Source organism: Natrinema gelatinilyticum (assembly GCF_024266705.1).
GTDB classification, from domain to species: domain Archaea; phylum Halobacteriota; class Halobacteria; order Halobacteriales; family Natrialbaceae; genus Natrinema; species Natrinema gelatinilyticum.
This window is the reverse complement of the sequence record NZ_CP100756.1, coordinates 3,476,774-3,495,448: the sequence shown is the minus strand read 5'-3', so window position 1 is coordinate 3,495,448 and position 18,675 is coordinate 3,476,774. Positions and strand designations below refer to the sequence as shown.

Annotated in this window: 16 protein-coding genes; 12 read left to right on the top strand and 4 right to left on the bottom strand. The window is 62.4% G+C overall.

The genetic code is table 11. The annotated features are described in order from the left end of the window. A complete protein-coding gene (locus NJU76_RS17195) occupies positions 1–1,068 on the bottom strand; it encodes an mRNA surveillance protein pelota (protein WP_254530574.1) in 1,068 nt (355 codons plus the stop codon). A 196-nt stretch (positions 1,069–1,264) separates the two neighbouring features. Between NJU76_RS17195 and NJU76_RS17190 the strand changes: the two genes are divergently transcribed. The 3 genes from NJU76_RS17190 to NJU76_RS17180 all read left to right on the top strand — a co-directional run bounded on the left by NJU76_RS17190 (position 1,265) and on the right by NJU76_RS17180 (position 4,121). After that, positions 1,265–1,822, top strand: a complete 558-nt coding sequence (locus NJU76_RS17190; protein WP_254530573.1) for a hypothetical protein — start codon at positions 1,265–1,267, stop codon at positions 1,820–1,822. Positions 1,823–2,129: 307 nt separating this feature from the next. Continuing rightward, entirely contained in the window at positions 2,130–2,675 is a 546-nt protein-coding gene (locus NJU76_RS17185) for an HTH domain-containing protein (protein ID WP_340681224.1), read from the top strand. Between the two features lie 1,026 nt (positions 2,676–3,701). Then, positions 3,702–4,121 carry a DUF4870 domain-containing protein gene (locus NJU76_RS17180; protein ID WP_254530572.1) on the top strand — a complete coding sequence of 140 codons (420 nt, stop codon included), beginning with the start codon at positions 3,702–3,704 and terminating at the stop codon, positions 4,119–4,121. A 70-nt stretch (positions 4,122–4,191) separates the two neighbouring features. Here NJU76_RS17180 and rqcH read toward each other — a convergent pair whose 3' ends face one another. Continuing rightward, the gene (rqcH, locus tag NJU76_RS17175) at positions 4,192–6,354 is read right to left on the bottom strand and encodes a ribosome rescue protein RqcH (protein WP_254530571.1); all 2,163 of its coding nucleotides are present in this window, start codon (positions 6,352–6,354) and stop codon (positions 4,192–4,194) included. 407 nt (positions 6,355–6,761) lie between these two features. Here rqcH and NJU76_RS17170 point away from each other — a divergent pair, with 407 nt between their 5' ends. Further along, the gene (locus NJU76_RS17170) at positions 6,762–7,406 is read left to right on the top strand and encodes a hypothetical protein (RefSeq protein ID WP_254530570.1); all 645 of its coding nucleotides are present in this window, start codon (positions 6,762–6,764) and stop codon (positions 7,404–7,406) included. Positions 7,407–8,184: 778 nt separating this feature from the next. On the opposite strand, the gene NJU76_RS17165 is transcribed toward NJU76_RS17170, so the two are convergent. Then, positions 8,185–9,846 carry a tRNA uridine(34) 5-carboxymethylaminomethyl modification radical SAM/GNAT enzyme Elp3 gene (locus tag NJU76_RS17165; RefSeq protein WP_254530569.1) on the bottom strand — a complete coding sequence of 554 codons (1,662 nt, stop codon included), beginning with the start codon at positions 9,844–9,846 and terminating at the stop codon, positions 8,185–8,187. Positions 9,847–10,042: 196 nt separating this feature from the next. Here NJU76_RS17165 and mbhE point away from each other — a divergent pair, with 196 nt between their 5' ends. The 7 genes from mbhE to mnhG are packed head-to-tail and all read left to right on the top strand — an operon-like array spanning position 10,043 to position 16,388. Beyond that, the gene (gene mbhE, locus NJU76_RS17160; protein WP_254530568.1) at positions 10,043–12,616 is read left to right on the top strand and encodes a hydrogen gas-evolving membrane-bound hydrogenase subunit E; all 2,574 of its coding nucleotides are present in this window, start codon (positions 10,043–10,045) and stop codon (positions 12,614–12,616) included. After that, positions 12,613–13,077: an MnhB domain-containing protein gene (locus tag NJU76_RS17155; protein WP_254530567.1), complete on the top strand. Its 465-nt coding sequence runs from the start codon at positions 12,613–12,615 to the stop codon at positions 13,075–13,077. Before mbhE ends, NJU76_RS17155 begins: the two co-directional genes overlap by 4 nt. Further along, entirely contained in the window at positions 13,074–13,427 is a 354-nt protein-coding gene (locus NJU76_RS17150) for a sodium:proton antiporter (RefSeq protein ID WP_254530566.1), read from the top strand. Before NJU76_RS17155 ends, NJU76_RS17150 begins: the two co-directional genes overlap by 4 nt. A gap of 46 nt (positions 13,428–13,473) precedes the next feature. Further along, on the top strand, positions 13,474–15,138 hold the full coding sequence (locus NJU76_RS17145; protein WP_254530565.1) for a complex I subunit 5 family protein: 1,665 nt from the start codon (positions 13,474–13,476) through the stop codon (positions 15,136–15,138). After that, entirely contained in the window at positions 15,135–15,743 is a 609-nt protein-coding gene (locus NJU76_RS17140) for a Na+/H+ antiporter subunit E (protein WP_254530564.1), read from the top strand. Before NJU76_RS17145 ends, NJU76_RS17140 begins: the two co-directional genes overlap by 4 nt. Beyond that, a complete protein-coding gene (locus tag NJU76_RS17135) occupies positions 15,733–16,023 on the top strand; it encodes an MrpF/PhaF family protein (RefSeq protein WP_254530563.1) in 291 nt (96 codons plus the stop codon). Before NJU76_RS17140 ends, NJU76_RS17135 begins: the two co-directional genes overlap by 11 nt. Further along, a complete protein-coding gene (gene mnhG, locus NJU76_RS17130; protein WP_254530562.1) occupies positions 16,020–16,388 on the top strand; it encodes a monovalent cation/H(+) antiporter subunit G in 369 nt (122 codons plus the stop codon). Before NJU76_RS17135 ends, mnhG begins: the two co-directional genes overlap by 4 nt. A 7-nt stretch (positions 16,389–16,395) precedes the next feature. Here the strand turns inward: mnhG and NJU76_RS17125 are convergent, their stop codons facing one another. After that, positions 16,396–17,682, bottom strand: a complete 1,287-nt coding sequence (locus NJU76_RS17125; RefSeq protein WP_254530561.1) for an MFS transporter — start codon at positions 17,680–17,682, stop codon at positions 16,396–16,398. 141 nt (positions 17,683–17,823) lie between these two features. Between NJU76_RS17125 and NJU76_RS17120 the strand changes: the two genes are divergently transcribed. Beyond that, positions 17,824–18,666, top strand: a complete 843-nt coding sequence (locus NJU76_RS17120) for a helix-turn-helix transcriptional regulator (RefSeq protein WP_254530560.1) — start codon at positions 17,824–17,826, stop codon at positions 18,664–18,666. The last annotated feature ends 9 nt before the right edge of the window (positions 18,667–18,675 follow it).

Here is an 18,675-nt window from a genome sequence, read left to right as displayed (position 1 = left end):
TCACTCGAGACGATACCGTAACAGTGCGGCGATCCCGCCGAGATTCGCCAGTTGCTGGCCGGGCGGAAACTCGCTCGAAAAGACCGTCACGTCGCCGCCTTTTTGCTCGGTCGTTCGCACGATTTCGTCGACGTCGATCCGCCACTCGCCGTCCGGGCCGCGCTCCTGTCGCAGTCGATCGTCGAGGACGAGCAACCGTTCGATGGCGCCGAACTCTGCAGCCTGCTGGACCGATTCGGGGCCGTAGGCTGCTTTGGCACCCTCGGCGATGCGACGGGTGAGTTCGTCGATGTACTCGGCCTCGCTCTCGATACGCGTCTCCTCTTGTACGTCGGCGACTGCGCCGCGCTTGAGCACCTCGTGGACGCCCCGGTCGCCGACCGCCGACGTATCGACCATCGTGATCAGCTCCGCGACGTCGGGTTCGTTCTTCTCGAGGTATTTCCGAGCATCCTGCTTCGTGAAGCCGGGGCCAGCGAGGATGATTGCGTCGACGTCGAGCCGTTTCAGAACGGCTGCGAGTTCGGCGAACAGTTCGGATCGTTCGCGGGCGTATTCCCCCTTTCCGGTCGGCCCGGTGATGGTCGCTCGTTCTTCGGTGCCGTACTGAGCGACGGTGTGGACGTGCGCCTGTCCTTCCTCGACGGTCGCAATCGCCACGTCGGGATTTTCAGTCGCCTGCTCGGCTTCCTCGAGTCGGGTCTCTTGATCGGGTTTGAACCGTTTCTCGATCGAAATCTCGTCGCGCGTTTCGACGTTCAGCGTGTGGTGAAACCCGAGTTGGTCCTCGCGCGAACAGGCGACGATTTCACCGCCGACCCGCAGTCGGTTGGCGAACTTGTGGAACTCGATATCGTCGACGGCGATCGCGACCCACATGTGTTCGCGCTCGCCACCGGTGTCCCGCAGTTGCTCGTCGTTGCGCTGGATCCGACGGGTCGTATCGCCAGCGACGCGATCGCCGGGCTCGAGGACGTACTGGAGGTGCCAGAGGTCGTCGACGCTTTCGGGAACGACGGTGACCCGTTCGCGCCCGCCCTCGACCTGCTCCCGGTCTTTGATCTGCATGGGTGACCGTTGACGGGGGGGCGGTAAGTGGGCTGCGATCGGCGAATAGCGGTTCGGCTGTCCGGTTTTCACTGCGACGTCGAAATCATCAGACGGCAACGGAACGGATCTCATCGACGACCGGAGTGTCTGCTATGTAGTCACGTTCGACATAGTTAGGTGACACGGGGATTGCTACGCCGGACCAACGTCCTGTATGGACAGAAAATCCATCGCTCACCTCGAAGACTTCGGTGTCCGTTCGCTCGTTACCCACGCCATCATGGCGGTGACGTTTGTGGGCGGTATCGTGGCCGCACTGTTCGTCGATGGACAAATCGGCCTCGTTTCGTTCGTCGCATTGCTCAACTTCACCGCGGGAGTCTGGATCGCACAATCGATTCACTCCCTCGGGAACGCGCGAGGCGACGATTCCTACAACGGGATCGTGGCGGTCCTGCTCGACACGACCGGTGAGAAGTCGTTCCACGGTTTCGACACAGGTCGGCTGGGCCGACTCCTCGCACTGATTGCGGCCGTGACTGCGGTCTCGCTGCTCACCGTCAGTGACGTTCTCACAGGAACGCTGGCCGCGGTTGGGGCCGTCGCGATCGGAAGCGTCGCACTCGTGACCGCGATGATCGGCTTCCTCATCGCACTCGGTTCGTCCTACGACGATGGAGAGCGCAGTGTGGCTCGCAAAACCGGCGATACTACGTCGGCAGCAACACCCCGACGACAGACTGGCGGAGAGCCGACGGTCGCCGACGAGTGATACGATCTGCTGTACCGATGTACCGGTGCACCCGCAGGACGGTCGCAGTTGCAACCGGCAATGACGATCCGTATGAGGCGAGTAATCGAGGCTACCAATGGGCCACGTTCGTTAGCGCCATCGAGCCAGCGGTGCCCGTTCGGCTGTGGCGCTGGTGGACGTGACAGATTTTCGTGATTACTGGCCACGTCGCGACTCTCCTGCTGGTCTGAAAGTCGATGTTGCTCGTACATTGCTAGCTTTATAGTGATGAAGGTAGCCGCGACGACTAGAGAGCGAGTGGCGACCGCCACCCCCTCTTCGCATAATGACGGATTCAGTCACCCACTCGGCGCAACCGATCCTGATAGAGGTTTTCCTCCGGAGCCGAGCGTCAGCGGACACCGTGGAGATGCTACGAGAGACCGTCACCCGATTGCATCGTCTCGAGAAGCGACACGGATGCATCGACGTGCGAGTCAGGACGTGGTCGTCGGTACGGCCGGCGATCGAGAGGCTCGCCGACACTGGCCCGTCCGTTTCGAGGATCGTCGAGACGTTCCAGTCCTGGGCCGACCGAGCGGGGTATACGCTTCGACCGGCATTCACGGAGCACCAAACCCCGTCGAGACTCGGTCACGACGCGATGAGCGAAATTCGAGTCCCGGTCGTGTGCGTGGCCGTCTACGAGGACGGGGACCTCCAGTACGTCGCACCCTGTTCGGACGGCGATCGTATCCACACCGTCGACGAGTGTCTTTCGATGCTCGAAGACGACGAGACGGATCCGGTATCGGATCAAGACGACCCGTCCGAACCACCTCGAAAATGGCCCGGCGACCACGTCGAGGACACCGCTCAAGAATCGGAATAATGGGCGAACCCTGAACTGATCTCTCACCGCGACGGACGGCGTCGGGACCGTCGGCGGCTGTGCTGTCTTCGGGATCGCATCCACGTGAACGTCAAGTCCCCTCGAACGGAGGCGATACGGTCAGTGTCGTCGTGCGATCGACGAATACGGGCGTCAATCGAGGGACGACCGGCGCTGTGGTTCGAGCGATCGCACGCGGATAAATCGCGATAGAAGACGGCCCGTTTCGATCGGGTCATCCGGACCTAGATCCAGATCCGGACCCCGAATTCGTCTGCGCATTTGAATCTGGTACGGAATCCGTCTCGCTTCGGCCGGTGTCGCGGGCAGACGAGGGGGCGGCCCTCGTCGCCGGACCCGTTCGAGTGCCGGGATTGAACGCGAGGAACACGAGGAATCCAATCGTGAGCGCCAGGGCCACGACCACGACCGCGGCAATGATACCCTGTGTTACGTACGTACTGCCGCCGAAAGCGGCGAGCGCGAGTTCATCGAATACAGGCATTGGGGATCAAAACCGTTAAACGGATCTCGAGGTATCAGCTTTCACCCGTCTATATCCTGGTTCGGCTTGCACCGACCGCCAGTAACGTGCACCGTCGCTCGCTCGAGCAGTCCGCCATTCTGACCCGGCCGTAGGTGTTGTGGAAGGAAAGTTTCGGACCGGTCGGGCAGGCGTCTCTCCGCGTCTGGCGGGCTCTAACGTCAATCGCCGGTGGACGGTCGTCCGACAGCACCGACCCAGCCCGAACGGACGAGACGACAGGCACTGTTCTCTACGCTCCACACGCCGCTCTCTATCGGCACGACCGATCATTCTCAGCAGTTGGTTATTAAAATGAGATATTTCTGATGGGAACCAATATGGTCTTAGAGACACCTGTCGATTTCACGGTTTGGAACGCAGTAGAGGGTAGCTAACACCACACGTATCAGCCTAAATATAATAATTCCCATGTGGTTTTTTATTTGGAATGTATCCGATACAGTAAAATAGATAGCGTACATTGAGATGTTTGAAGTTCCATGTCAACACAAACTGAAGCAGTCACGGCAACGGAATCGGCAGCCTCGGCATCGACGAGCCTCGGTCCCGACGGAAACGTCGTGGGTGCGATAGCGAACGTGCTCCCTCCCCTGTCGGGGATACTCGTCTACCTTCTCGAGGACCAAAACCAGTTTGCCCGCTTCCACGCGGCCCAGAGCATCATCTTCGGGGTCGTTTCGATCGCGATTTACATCACGCTCACCGTTCTCACGATGATGATGGGAGTTATTCTGCCCGACATTCTGAGCATACTGGTCACGATATTTTCGTTCCTGGCCTCGATCGGAATCTGGTTTGCCCTGTTTCTGGTCTGGGTGTACCTCCTCGTCATGGCGTTCAAAGGAAACCGAACGAAACTGCCCGTACTGGGTTCGATCGCTGAATCCTACCTGTTGTAACTCGGCGGTCGATTCTCCGTCTCGAGTACCGTCCGGTGCGATAGCAGATCGGTACCAGTGACCGTAACTCTCAGTCGTCAGTTATCCGACTTCCGCCTGGCGGCATGAAGTGCTGAATCTTGTCCGGACTCGCGATCTTTCGGACGAACGATTCGTCGGCGAATCGCTCGCGAAGGCGCCGATAGATTCGTTTCGCCACGTCGGCCTGCGCGTACCGTCCGGGTTCGATCTCGATCGTCGTCTCCGCCCGATCTTCGATCGCCGACAGCGGCCCACCGATCACTCGGGTGTACGGTTCACACTGGATCCCGACCGCCACACCGACCGGCGTATCCCGATAGTAGGTCCGATCGCCACGGATCGCGAACCCGCCTTTCTCGAGGTACTCGCCGCTTTCGGGCGTCTTCGAGACCTGATCCGAGTCCACTGCGTAGACGTCGCCGGCGTATCGCCCGTCCTTCCAGACCGACGAGTAGGAGACGGCGAACTGGGCGGCCTCCTCGATGCTCGAGTTCGGGAGTTCGATGTCCGCGGACGACGCCTCGCTAGGATCGGTCGCCTTCAGAACGGTGACAGGGCCGCCGTGGGCCTGCGTGTGGAGAACTTTGTCCCCGGGCTCGAGATACTTTTTCACGAGTTCCTCGTTTTGATCCGCGTTTCGGCCGCCGATCACGAGGTAGTCATCGCTGGTGTGGAACCAGCGGAACCGATCGAACCAGGGTTCGTTTCCGCGGATGGGAACGGACGGTTCGGCGAGCCAGTCGCGTGTTTCTTCCTCGTCCCCCTCGTGTTCGCCGGCTCCACCCTCGTTCTCGTCCGCTTCCCACTCGTCACGGCGGCGTTTTGCGTCCGTAAGATTCTCACGGGTATCCTCGATGGCCGCCAGCGCACCCTCTTTTTTCTCCTCGACGTCCTTTGCCTCCGTGTAGAGCCGATCGGCGTTCTGTTCGACGCCCTGCCCGACGACGAGATCGATCCGCTCGCCATCGATTTCGACGGTAACCGTGCCCTCACTCCCGTCGACGTCGACGACGGCCTCTGCGGCCCCGATCCCGCGTTGGGCTCCCTCCGCGAACCGCTCTTCGATCTCGTCCCAGGAGCGGTCCTGCTCGCGTGCCGTCTGAATCGTCGTCAGTATCTCGTCGACGAGTCCGTATTCGGCGTACAGCAGTTCCGCCTGGTCGCGAAGCGAGTCGGCCTCCCGTTCGAATCCCTCGATCGCCCCCTGTTGTTGCTCGATGATGCGCTCGTGCTTGGCGATTTCCGATTCGAAGTCCGGCCGCTGGGAGGTCGTCTCCGGTTCCGCTTCGTCGGCGAGTTCGAGCCGGAAGAAGTACTCGTCGAGCGCAGTCAGGAACGAATCGTAGGGTTCGGCGGGTAGTTCGGCGTGCTCCTCGAGCGGAAACGGGGTTACGTCGACGACGCGTCCCCCGCCGGTGTCACTCTGTCCGTCGTCGCTCTCCTCGCCGTCCCCGCCCTCGTCGACGTCGAGGTAAATCCGCGGATCGACGTTTCCGGTTCGGAGATCGATCGCGAGACGGTCGATCGCCTCGTAGATTCGATCGTAGACGTCTTCGTCGGCGTCGTCGATGTCCAATCCCTTCTCGACGCCGGCGCGGGTGCACAGTTCCTCGGCGTAGAGGCCCCCGAAGTTGAGTTGCGTCGCGAGCGTTCGGACCACGTCCGTGTCCGAGTCGTCCATCTCGTGGTCGAAGCCGTCACGGGAGATCGAAAGCGGGTTCGTCCGCGACTCGGGGAATTCGTATCTCGATCCCGGAACGACGGTTCGAGACTTCAGTCGGACCGTCTCGAGGCAGTCGATCACCTCGTATTCGTCGTTCGTGACCGCGACGTTGCCCTGGCCAAACAGTTCGACGATGAGTCTCGTCGTGCCGTCGTCGCGTTCGAACGTGAACTCGAGGATTCGGTCGAATTCGAACTGTTCGACGCCTGCGAAGTCGGCCCCGGACAGTCGATTGCGGAGCATCATCGCGAACTGTGGCGGCCGACCGGGTGCGTCGGGGACCCGCTCCGGAGCGACCGTGTGCGCCCGCTTGATCTCGCCGACTTCGAAGATAAGTTCGATGCGACCCCGATCGAAATCCCGCATCTTGAGGCGGACGAGATCCTCCCCGTAGAGATACGCCTTGTCGACCTTCGCCCCCTCGTAGCCCCCGAGTTCCCTGACGAGAGTGGCGAGATCGACGCTGGTGAGTTCCCGCTTTGGTTCCATACCGTACACTGCCCGGTCCGGTCAAAAAGGCGTGTCGCTCCACCGCCAGTGACGCGTTCGTGGATACTATCGGGTGTCCGTGTGGTAGATTCGACCAACGGCCGCCGTGTTGAATCGACCGACAACTGTTGGCTTGATTCGACGGGCAGTCGTTGTGAATCTCGACTGATAACAGCCGTCGGTTTTCAGGCGCCAGTCACTGCACCAGCTTCCGCCCGACTCCGCCTACAGTGCAAGCGGACTCGAGACGATCCAGCAGAGCGCATCGGTCCGCCCGATCGCCGATCACAGAATTCGTGCCGGCGGTAGTCGAGGGTCGAGGTCGGAAGGCCTAATCCGCGCCAGTACCCAATGCGAGGTATGAACGCTGTCGGCGGCCTCGCTTGTGATACCGGAGGTCGAGACACATGAGCGCTGGCGAAGACCCACCCTGGACCGACGTCTCCCGGTTCCCGGACTTTCTCGAGCACCTCGAGGCCGAAGGTGGCGCGACTGTCCGCGGCATCATCGATCGGATTGACGCCGATATCGACGTTGACGGTGTCGTCTACCACGACCGCGGAATCCGCGTCCCCGGCTACGACGTCACCTTCGTCCCGGAGCCGGAGGGATCTGGCGTGGTTCCGACCTTCAGCGTCGAGGTCCACACGATCGGTCCACGGAGCACCTGGGCGGTGTTCGACGGCTCGCTGTCCTGGGACTTCTACCTCCTCCAGGCCGACGGTATCGCGGCCATCGCCTGGGTGAGCGACGAAGAGTTCAACGCCGAAGAGGCGGGCATGTTTCTGTCGAAACACGACGCGCTCGCAGCAGGTCGATTCTCCTTCGGCACGTTCATCTACACCGACGACGAGTGGGATGACCAACTCGATTTGATCGAGGGGACGGACGCACCGGCGTTCCTCCAGCGCGACGACGGCAGCATCCTCGTGCCGAATGACCAGGCCGACTTCTACGACATCGTCAACTCGACGCCCGCCGAGTTCCGCTCGAACGGCGGTCGCGCCCCCTCTCACCTCGGATTGCTCGAACTCGAGGTCACGATCGGCTGAGACGATATCCGTGACGAATCCGCCGGCGATCCCCCCTCCGATGAGTGGTCCCACCACGTCGCTCGACGACGCCAGCGGACTGACTGGGCAGTGTACTCGTACCGTCGACACCCCCTCATTCCCGATACGACGACACCAGTCCCCCGCGTTGGTAGCGAGCGAACGTCCCGCAGTTGGTCTCGGGCAATTCTCCAGACTCTGTTCGGGCACCACCTTCTCCGACTGCTCGCGTACGTTCGCTCCGTAATTTCTTCAGGCACGATGCAACGGCCGTGGCAGTGTCGCCAACCGATTGAACCGCACTGACCGAAGTTCGGAACGGGACAGCGAACAGGCTCTACTCCGTCGAGAGAATCGGCCGGCCGGAAAAGGTTCGGGCGATGGGCGCGCCGTAATCGCCCAATAGTGAGGCGATTCGGTGGATACGGCGCGCTCGAGCTAGCGGCGACGGTGTGTCGCTGTCAGGGTGGGGGGAGCTGACAACGGTGCCGACAATCGTCGGCACTTGAACATCCAATGCCTATTACCATAAATTTTGCGCTGCGGAGACCGGTGAAAGCGGGGTATTTGTCGATCATTGGCCATCGAGAATGTGCAGTCGGGAGTGACCCCACGACGGATGTCGGACAACTATCGGTCCCGTCCACTGGGAACATATCGGTCCCGCCCGTATCGGTCCTGTCCGAAGGGGACCAGCCGCCTCGAGACGAATGCATAGACGATACGGAAGGCAGAATGAGAGTTCGTTCGGGCAATAGCCGAGTTCGCCTGGGAAGATTTAGATTTGTTTGCTGACGTACGGGCCGTCCTGGTGATAGCCGAGTTTGTTCCGATAGTACTCTCGAGCACCGATACCGGAGATGACGCTCACCGTGTCGTAGCCTGCGTCGCCGGCGAGGGTCTCTGCGTGCTCCATCAGCCGGCGGCCGTAGCCCCGGTGCTGATGCTGGTCGATTTCGCCGTCGTTCCCCACTGCGACCTCCGAGCCGTAGACGTGAAGTTCGCGGACGAGGGCCGCGTTCTCGAGTTCCGGCCGAACCGGGTTCTTCGGGAACCGGAGTCGGCAGAATCCGATCAGCAGATCCCGCTCGAAGTCCTCGAACGAAATGAAGTGTTCGGTGCCACCGCAGGCATCGTACGTCAGTACGTCGAGTTCGACGTTCTCGGGTTCCTCGTCGTTCATGCCGGCTTCGCGACAGCGAATGCATTCACACTCCCAGCCGTGGTCGTCCATCCGTTGTCGGGCGAGCTGGCGCAGGTTCGACTTCCAGACGCCGGCATCGATGAAGTCCGCAGGAATGTCCCGCTGGACGCGCTGCAATCGGGTGTAACGGGGGATCATCGACTTAATCTCCGCGATCAGGTCGGCCGCCTCGTCGTTCGAAAGCGGTTCGTACTCGTCTCTGTGCCACCAGTCGTACGTCGCGGTGCCCCGCACCACGAGAGTGGGATAGATCTTCAGGTAGTCCGGCTTCCACTGTTCTGCCTCAAAGAGCCGTCGGAAGTCCTCGAGACACATCTCTTTCGACATCCCGGGCTGTCCCGGCATCATGTGAAACCCGACTTTGAAGGCCGAATCGCGAAGGCGACGGTTGGCATCGATCGATTCCTGGACGCCGTGGCCGCGGTGCATGTCCCTGTTTATCCGCTCGTACGTCGTCTGAACCCCGACTTCGACTTTCGTCCCGCCGAGATTGAGCATCCGATCGATCTGCTCCGGATCACACCAGTCCGGCTTCGTCTCGAACGTCGTCCCGATGTTGCGGACGTCCGCGGTCTCGTTTTCCGCGAGGACGTCCTCTACGTATCGCCACTCGTACTCCGCCGGATCCTCGGCGAAGCTGACCCCCTCTGCCGGTTCCGGTTCCTTGTCGACGTCGTAGTCGTTCATCGCTTCGAGGGCCCGCTTGACGAACCACTCCTGGTAGTCATGGCTGCGCGCCGTCATCGTCCCGCCCATCAGAATCAGTTCGACCTTGTCGACGGGATGGCCGATCTGGCGCAGTTGCTCGAGTCGGAGCGTCACCTGTCCGTATGGGTCGTAGTCGTTCTGGACGCCGCGGGCTGCGGCCGGCTCCTCGCCCGTGTAACTCTGTGATGACGAAAATTCCGAGTCGGGACCGCCGGGACAGTAGAGACACTTGCCGTGGGGGCAGCGCTCGGGCGAGGTCATGATTGCGACCGGCGAAACGCCTGAGGCCGTTCGAACCGGTTTGCGCTGGAGAACGACCTCCAGGTCCTGGCGGTGCTCTTCGGGCGCGTAATCGAGGAGCTCCGAATTTTTCGGAACCTTCGGTGCGGAGTGTTCCGAGCAGGCCTCGAGTTTGGCTTTTTCGACCTCGTCACGCTCGATTTCGCCGGCCAGAATCCGGTCGACGAGCGTCTCACAGACCCGCTCGAACGCTTCGGTCTCGGTTGGTTCGGGCGTCTCGGTACTCACTGTGTGTGATTCGTCGCCGTTCGCGAATAAGCGTGTCGGACTCGGAGATTGTGAGCGTCTCTGGACGGCCAGCGTGGTTCGTCACCCGCCGTCCGCCCGAACGACGGTCGACCCTCGACGTCGTCGTATCCCCCACTTTACTGCCATCCGAAAGGAACTGTTTAAGGGTGGTCTCCCCCTAGCCTCGCCGTATCGAATGTCTCCCGACCAGGCGGTGATAGTCGCCGCGGTCGCTCTCCCGTTCGTCGCTGCAGCACTGACGCCTCTTTTCTTTCGCGTTCTCGGGGAGGGAACTGGGTTCGTGGGCACCCTCGTTTCGCTGGTAGCGTTCGGCTTGCTGGTCACCCAATACGGTGCCGACGGAACCGTCACACTCCCGTGGATTCCGTCTCTCGAGATTGCACTCCGATTCTACGTGGACGGGTGGGCGCTTCTGTTCGCGCTGCTCGCCTCCGGGATCGGGGCGCTCATATTCACCTATTCGCCGGCGTACATGCACGGTCAATCGGGCCTCGTCAGATACTACGCGGCCCTGCTCGCGTTTATGGGATCGATTATCGGCGTCGCGCTCGCCGCCGACCTGATCGCGATATTTCTGTTCTGGGAACTCACGAGCCTCTGTTCGTTCATCCTGATCGGTTACTATACCGCCGACGGGTCGTCGCAGTACGCCGCGAGGATGGCGATGCTCATCACCGTGGGCGGAGGCCTCTTCTTGCTCGTCGGACTTCTCTTGCTCTCGCTCGTCGCCGGTAACGTCGTCGGTTCCGCATTCGCGTTTAACCTCGCGGCCATGCTCGAGCACCCGGACGCGATGCAGTCGGCGCTTCGGGATCGGGGGCTATTCGTGCCCGTCCTGGGACTGCTCGCGGTCGGCGCGGCCACCAAATCCGCACAGGTGCCGCTGCACTTCTGGCTGCCAAACGCGATGGCAGCGCCGACGCCGGTCTCGGCGTTTCTGCACTCCGCGACGATGGTCAAAGTCGGCGTGTACTTCGTCGGGCGCGTTCGGCCGATGTTCCTCGGGTCGGAGTGGCTGTTGCTGTTCGTGACGCTCGGACTGACGACTATGACCTTCTGCGCGCTCATGGCGGTCGCGTCGACCGATATCAAGGAGTTGCTGGCGTACTCGACGGCGAGCCACCTCGGTCTGATGATCGCCGGGTTCGGCTTCACGTCGGTCTACGGTGCTGAGACGGGGGTGTTCCACTTGCTCAATCACGCGCTGTTCAAGGCCCCGCTGTTCCTCGTCGCGGGGATCATCGCTCACGAGGCGGGAACCCGCGAAATTGCAAAACTCGGCGGGCTCCGTCGCAATTTACCTGTCACGGCCGCGATCACGACGGTCGTCGCACTCAGCATGGCCGGAATTCCGCCGTTCAACGGGTTCTACTCGAAGGAATTACTCTACGAGGCCGCCGTCGAGGCGAGCCATCATCACGACCTCGGACTTCTCGGTTGGCTCTACCCCGCCGTCGCAGTCTTCGGAAGCGTTTTCACCGTCCTCTACTCGTTGCGGTTTCTGTCTCTGTTCTTCGGCGACAAACCGGAGGAACTCGGCCCCATCCAGAGCCCGCCGCTCTCGATGCTCGTTCCACCTGCCCTGCTCGCGCTCCTCGCCGCAGTCGTCAGCGTCTCCCCGCAACTCGCCGTTTCCGTTATCGTTCAGTCAGGTCTCGAGGCGACGGCGATCGACCCCCACGAGATGCACGTCGGCGTGCCTACGTCGTATTCGCTCCCGGTGGGGATGAGCGCGGTCGCGATCGGCGCAGGGTTCCTGGCCTTCCCGTTTTACGAGCGTCTCCACGACGGCATCCGCTCGATTCCGCGGACGGTGCCACAGGTCGGTCCGAACTGGTGGTACGACGCCATCGTCGACGGCCTCACGGACGAGGGGAGATGGCTCGCCGGTCGCGTCCACAACGGATTGCTCAGAACGTACGCAACGTGGACGCTCGGTGCGACCTGCGTGCTCGCGATCGGCGGTTTCGTCGCGGCGGATGCGATCGAGCCGACCGAATTGGGCGTCGAGGCTACGGTTTCAATCGCGCTCGTGTTGCTCGTGGCCATCCTCGGCGCGCTCGCAGTCGTTCTCTCCGACTCCCACGTTGCGGGTGTCCTTACGCTTTCGATTCTCGGATTTATGATCGCAATCTTCTACATTCTCGCGAGCGCCCCCGATCTCGCGCTGACGCAGCTCGTCGTCGAAACGCTCGTCCTTGTGCTCTTTCTGCTCGTCATCGAGGAGATTCCCGCGTCGTACGCGATCGGGCTCAGACGGAGCGTCAGAGACGTCGCGCTCTCGTTGGTAGTCGGTATAACGGCGTTCGTCACCGTGCTCGTCACGACCAGCGCTCGCCCCGGCGGCTCGACCGATATCGCTCGCTACTTTACAGAGCACGCCGTGCCCGACGGCGGCGGATCCAACGTCGTCAACGTGACGCTGGTTGACTTCCGCGGCTTCGACACGCTCGGCGAGCTCGTCGTGATCGCGCTCGCGGCGATTTCGATCCTGACGCTGATCGTCATGCGCGATAGCGGCGGCGGACTGATCGACACGCAAGCCGGCGAGGAACTGTTCGGCGATGAACCGGCTGTAGACGAGTCAGCCGACGAACCGCGTGCAACCGACGAACTGACCGCGGACGAACCGACCGACGATACGCAGGTCGGGGACGAACGCGATGTGGACGAACCGCTCAGATCCCCACCCGAGCGTGGAACGACGGACGATACCGACGGTGGATCTTCACGAGGTGATTCGGAGTGACGACCGTCATCATGCGTACGACCGCTCGAGCGATCGTCCCGATCATCCTGGTGGTCGCGATATCGCTGTTTATCGAAGGTCACAACCTCCCCGGCGGTGGATTCATCGGCGGCGTCCTCACGACGACGGCGTTCGCGATCGTCTACATGGCATACGGCCTGGACTTCTTAGAGCGAGGCATCCTCGGCCGAGACGTCGATCCTGGCAAGGAGCCGTCGCGTGACCGCGTCGTCGTTGCCTACCGACGGCTCTTCGCCTACGGATTCGCCATCGCGGTCGTCAGCGGGCTCGCACCGCTGTTGTTCGGGCAGCCGTTTCTGTCACAGACGTTCGTCATGCTCGAGGGAATCCCAATCTACGATCACCTCGAGGTCGCGAGCGCGCTGGCGTTCGATTTCGGCGTCTACTGCGTGGTCGTCGGTGGGCTACTGACGATTCTTTCGGTGGTGGGCGCCGAATGACGGCGCTCGTCCTCGCGGGGACGATCGGCGCGCTGTTCGCACTCGGAACCTTCCTGTTACTGCGACGGGACCTCATCCGAGTCGTCTGGGGCCTGGCGATCATCAGCCAGGCCGCAAATCTCTACTTACTGGCGATGGGCGGGATCGCGCCGGCGACGTCCGATTCGGTTCCAGTCCTGGCCGGCCACGGAGATCACGTCCCGAATACGGCCGATCCGGTGGTTCAGGCGCTCGTATTGACCGCTATCGTCATCGGCTTCGGCATGACGGCGTTCGCGCTCGTGCTATCGTATCGAGTCTACGAAGAACACGACACGCTGAACGTCACGAAACTGGGTGATCGAGAATGATGGCGCTGCGAACGAACGGGTCGGTGACGTGGACGGGTGATCGGCGATGACGACCCTGGCAGCGACGCAGCCCGGCACCGACACGTCGCTCGTGATCGCACCGATGCTGGTCGTTCTCGTCACGGCCGTCGCGACGCTGTTACTCGGTCGACGGCCGCGGGCTCGAGTGGCGGTGAGTCTCGGCGGCGGTGTCGCATACGCGGTCGCGGTCGCGGCGATCGACTGGTTCGTAGTCCTCGCGCCGGACGCCCCGGGAATCGCGACCTACCAGGTTGGCGACTGGCCTGCCCCGTTCGGAATCACGCTCGTCGCGGACGGGCTGTCGGCGTTTATGCTGACCATGGTCGCGATACTGGGCGTTTCGTCGCTGATCTTCTCGAGCCGCCACCTCCCCGGCGAGGAAGGTCGTAGCTACTACTTTCCGCTCTTTCACTTCCTGGCGCTTGGCGTTACTGGTGCGTTCCTTACGGGCGACCTCTTCAACCTCTTCGTCTGGTTCGAAGTGATGTTGATGGCCAGCTACGTCTTCGTCGCCTACTCCGGCGGCGCCGAACACACCCGCGCCGCCTTCTGGTACGTCACGCTCAACCTCCTCGCCAGCGCCAACTTCTTGCTCGGCGTCGGCGGGATCTACGCGTCGACCGGGACGTTGAACATGGCGGACCTCGCTCGGCGACTCGCGGAGCCGGCAGCCTATGGCCTCGACCCGGTTCCGGTCGTGGGCCTGCTCGGCCTGCTCCTGTCGGTATTCGCGATCAAGGCCGGACTCGTTCCCTTCCAGTTCTGGATCCCGACCGCCTACCGAGCCGCGCCGCCCCAGATCGCGGCCCTGCTTGCTGGTGCGACCAAAAAAGTCGGTATATACGCCATCATCCGGCTCTCCTTTACGGTGTTTGCCGGTTCGAACGTGGCGGTCGATCTCGGCGTTCCGGGAACCGGACTCGCGGTCGACTCGCCGCTGTCGTTCGTTGGGGCGGCGCTGTTCCTCATGGCCAGCGCGAGCATCCTCGTCGGCGGCATCGGGGCCGTCGGCCGAAATTCACTGGAAGGAGTGTTCGCATACTCGAGCATCGGTCAGGTCGGGTTCATCGCGATTCCGGTGGCGATCGCGGCGACCTCGACGAGTCCCGAACTGCGTCAACTCGGTGTCGCCGCCGCGCTCGTGTACGCGCTCAATCACACGCTCTCGAAGGGACTGCTCTTCCTCGCGGTCGGAGCGATACGGTCGGCGACGGGGTCGAGCCGGTTCGACGACCTCGGCGGTCTCGCGAAACGATCACCACCGTTGGCGATCGCGGTGTTCGTCGCCTCGTTAGCACTCGTCGGCATCCCGCCGCTGTCGGGCTTTTTCGGGAAGTTTCTCGTCTTCGATGCAGCGGCTCGATCGGCGTCGGCCGGCCCCGTTATCGCGCTCTTGCTCGTCGGTTCCTTGCTGACGATCGCCTACGCGACCCGCCTGTGGAATCTGAGTTTCTGGGGGGCACAGACGCCAGCCGTGGAAACGGCGGCGATCGATCGTGTACACGTGGTGGTCCTCATCGGCCTCGCGACGGCGATCGTCGCAATCGGAGTCGGCTTCGAGCCCGTATACGAGTTCGCATCGACCGCCGCGGAAGCCGCACTCGATACGGAGGGATACGTCGACGCCGTCGATCCGACCGATGCGAGCGAACTGGCCGATTCAGACGCGACCGGAGGTGATCACGCGTGAAGGTTCGGACCTGGCCCGTCGTCGGCGTAATCTTCGCCACGCTATGGGTATTCGTTCGTGGAGTGTCGCTTACACCCACGAACCTCGTCGGCGTGTTCCTCGCGGGGCTAGTCGTCGGCCTGCCGGTCGCGTTCATCTTCCGTCGGCTGTACAGCAAGCGCCTCGACCTCGGACGTGGGATTCGAGCGCTTCCGTACGCCGGTCTTTACCTCGGATCGTTCGGCTGGGAGCTCTTGCGGGCAAATATCGACGTTTCCTATCGGGTTCTCTCGCCAGGCATGCCGATCGAACCGGAGGTGATTCTCGTTCCGCTGCGTGTTGAATCCGATATCGCGATCACCGTTATCGCCAACAGCATCACGATCACGCCCGGGACGGTGACGCTCGATTACGACGAAGCGACGAACGCGCTGTACGTCCACGGCGTCAACGGTCGCGATCCCGAAGCCATCGCCGACCCCATCCATACCTGGGAGGACTACGCGCTCGAGTTGTTCAACGAAGACGCATCGCCGTCCGATCCGCCGCCGGACATCGTCGTTTCCGGAGGCACAAGAGAGAGTACGACGGACCACCAAGACGGGGGTATCGACGATGACCGCTAGCGACCCGGCCGTTCTCGAGATTACGATCCGCGGCGCGTTGATCGTCGTCAGCGGACTCTGCGTCCTCTGTAGCTATCGCGTGATCCGCGGCCCGACGAACCCGGATCGAGTAGTTGCACTCGACGCCATCGCAACGAACGTAGTCGCGATTGCAGTCCTGTTCGCCCTCGTGACGGATCGCGGGCTGTTCATCACGGTGAGCCTCGTCCTCGCGATCATCGGGTTCATCGCGACCGTCGCCGTCGCGAAGTTCGTCACCGAAGGCGAGGTGATCGAATGATTCACGATATCGTCGTCGGCTCGCTGATCGTCATCGGGACGTTCTTCCTGACGGTCGGCACGATCGGTCTGCTTAGACTACCGAACGTCTACAACCGGATGCACGCGACGAGTAAGCCGACGACGCTCGGAACCGCAGCAGTCTTCCTCGCCGGGTTCGTTCACTTCGGACCCGGCAACGAGGGGCTGACCGCGCTTATCGGGATCGCTTTTCTCTTCCTGACGGTGCCGACTGGTTCTCACATGATCGCCCGGGCCGCAGAGCGGATCGGAATTCCCTTCCTCGGGAGCGTCACCTGGCCGGACGAAACGCAGGTCGTGAGAGAACCGCCGGAACGGGCCGACGGGCGACCGGACGACGAGTGACGGGCGATTACGCGCTCTGCAGGGAACCCCGATCGGGGTCGTCGGTCCATCGCGTGCCTGCGGCGACGAACCCGGCAACGGTGAGTGCAACGACTGCACCGCCGAACAGTAGCGACGAGTAGCCGGTCGTCGCAGCAATCCCTGCGAAGGCGATCGGTCCGAGCGTCCGACCGAGGAACGTCGTGCTGTTGCGGAGACTCAATGCGCCTGCCCGGTAGCGGCCAGTGACGCGACCGCTCACCTCGGCATCGACCGACGGCAACACGAGTCCGATACCAGCACCGATGATCGCGCTGGCCACCCCGATTTCGAGAACTGACCCGGCGAGCCACGCAACGGCGAATCCGACCGCCAGACAGAGGAACCCTGCTTCGACGAGTGCGGGGTTCGTCGTACGTTTCGCAAACCGGCCATTGGCGGCCGAGACGGCGACAGACGTCCCTTCTGCGAGCATCAGGATGGCGCCGACGACGGCGGGTTCGAGACCGTACGAACCGGTCAGGAGGAACGGAACCGCCGTCAGAACGGAGCCGAACAGCAGGAGTTCGGCCGCGAACGTGGCGACGTACATCGGGAGCACGCCCCCCGTTCCGACGGCGGCGAACATACCGTGAACGTAGTCCGCGTCGAGGCTCACCGTCCCGCTGTCGGCGCCTCCGTCGGATCGCTCGGGACCGGTCGCACGATCACCGGCGCGTTCGGGCTCCTCAAGGACGTACCAGGCGACCACTGCGAGCGGGATCGCGAGCGGGTACAGCAGGTACGGTGCGTTCCACGAGACGGCGACGAGAACGCCGCCGACGACGGGGAATACCGCTGCACCCGCCGAGAGGACGGCCGTGTTGATGCCGAGGACCGCGTTTCGCTGCGCATCCTCGAACGTGTCGCCGATGATAGTGACCGTGGCGACGAAGACGCCCGCAGACGCCGTTCCCTGTACGATCCGTATCAGCAGGACCGTCGTGAACGAGGATGCGAAGACGACCGCGCTGCCCGCGACGCCAAAAGCGACGAGGCTCGCGACGAGCACCATTTGCCGACCGAGTCGATCGGCGAGCGCCCCGATGAGCGGTGAGAGAACGATCCCCGCGACGAAGTACGCGCTGATCAGCAGGCTGGCCGTCGGTTCACTGACGCCGAACGTATCGCGGACCACCGGCAAGGTCGGGCTGATCAACGGCACACCGAGCGGAGCCAGCAACGTGCTCAGAAGGATGATACGGACCGTCGGCGAGTCCCACGGGATTTGCACGTCGGCGGGTTCGGTCGGAGGCGAATCTGTTGTCGGTTCCATGATTTCAGAGAGGCGCTCAAGCAGACTAAATGTAAGTACTGAGATAAAAATCGGCCGACGAATCCCGTTTCACGACCTGAGACAGGGTTAAGCCCGTGAACAGAGTACGGTCTGGTGAGCAGTAGCAAGGGGTGACCTGCCGTGACTCACAACCTTCTCGACGAACTCATTCGGTACGACAGGGACGTTCAGCGGGACCAGCGGCGACGCACACTGGACCCGTTTCCGGACACGGAAACGATGGTCGACATCGTCCGCCACAGTGACTTGTTGCGGGCGTTGCTCGTCGAACCACTCGATCGTCGCGAGATCGAACGGACGCTCGAGGTCTCACGAGCGACGAGCCACCGGTTCGTTCGGTGGCTCGAAGAACACGGGTACGGCGAGCGCGTGGACGATCGCTATCGACTGACGGGGCTCGGAACGGTCGTCGCCGACGGCGTCTGTAAGTTCGAAGCCTATCTCCGGACCGCCCGACGACTGGATCCGCTGTTCGAATACATCTGCGAGGACCACGAGGAGTTGGTCATCGAACCGTTCGCCGACGCGACGGTAACAGTCGCGACCCCGGCAGATCCCTACGCGCCGATCGCTCGCTTCCTGTCGCTCCTCCGCGAGAGCGATTCGTTCAGCGGATTCAACACCACTCACATGATTCCGCCCGGCACCGAGAAATCCGACGATCGACTGCTCGAAGATCGGACTGTCGAACTCGTCTACGTCCCCGATACTGTCGAGGCGCTTCGAGACGAGTTGGGCACCGATCTCTCGACGGCCATCGACGAGGGTGACGTCACCGTCCGAACGCGAGAGGCCCTGCCGTACGGCCTCGCGGTGTTCGACGATCGAGTCGGAATCGGCGGCTACGACGACGAAACCGGGACGATGCGTGTCTTCGTCGACACCGACGCGGCGATCGCTCGAGAATGGGCACTCTGGGTGTTCGATTCGATCCGCGCCGATTCCAGGCCGCTGTCGTCGTAACGGTACCGG

Coding starts and splice junctions, on each gene's coding strand:
- NJU76_RS17135 (WP_254530563.1), top strand. CDS start 15,733: ATGACCGCTAGCGACCCGGCCGTTCTCGAGATTACGATCCGCGGCGCG.
- NJU76_RS17180 (WP_254530572.1), top strand. CDS start 3,702: ATGTCAACACAAACTGAAGCAGTCACGGCAACGGAATCGGCAGCCTCG.
- NJU76_RS17190 (WP_254530573.1), top strand. CDS start 1,265: ATGGACAGAAAATCCATCGCTCACCTCGAAGACTTCGGTGTCCGTTCG.
- rqcH (WP_254530571.1), bottom strand. CDS start 6,354: ATGGAACCAAAGCGGGAACTCACCAGCGTCGATCTCGCCACTCTCGTC.
- NJU76_RS17185 (WP_340681224.1), top strand. CDS start 2,130: ATGACGGATTCAGTCACCCACTCGGCGCAACCGATCCTGATAGAGGTT.
- NJU76_RS17125 (WP_254530561.1), bottom strand. CDS start 17,682: ATGGAACCGACAACAGATTCGCCTCCGACCGAACCCGCCGACGTGCAA.
- NJU76_RS17145 (WP_254530565.1), top strand. CDS start 13,474: ATGACGACCCTGGCAGCGACGCAGCCCGGCACCGACACGTCGCTCGTG.
- NJU76_RS17170 (WP_254530570.1), top strand. CDS start 6,762: ATGAGCGCTGGCGAAGACCCACCCTGGACCGACGTCTCCCGGTTCCCG.
- mnhG (WP_254530562.1), top strand. CDS start 16,020: ATGATTCACGATATCGTCGTCGGCTCGCTGATCGTCATCGGGACGTTC.
- NJU76_RS17150 (WP_254530566.1), top strand. CDS start 13,074: ATGACGGCGCTCGTCCTCGCGGGGACGATCGGCGCGCTGTTCGCACTC.
- mbhE (WP_254530568.1), top strand. CDS start 10,043: ATGTCTCCCGACCAGGCGGTGATAGTCGCCGCGGTCGCTCTCCCGTTC.
- NJU76_RS17195 (WP_254530574.1), bottom strand. CDS start 1,068: ATGCAGATCAAAGACCGGGAGCAGGTCGAGGGCGGGCGCGAACGGGTC.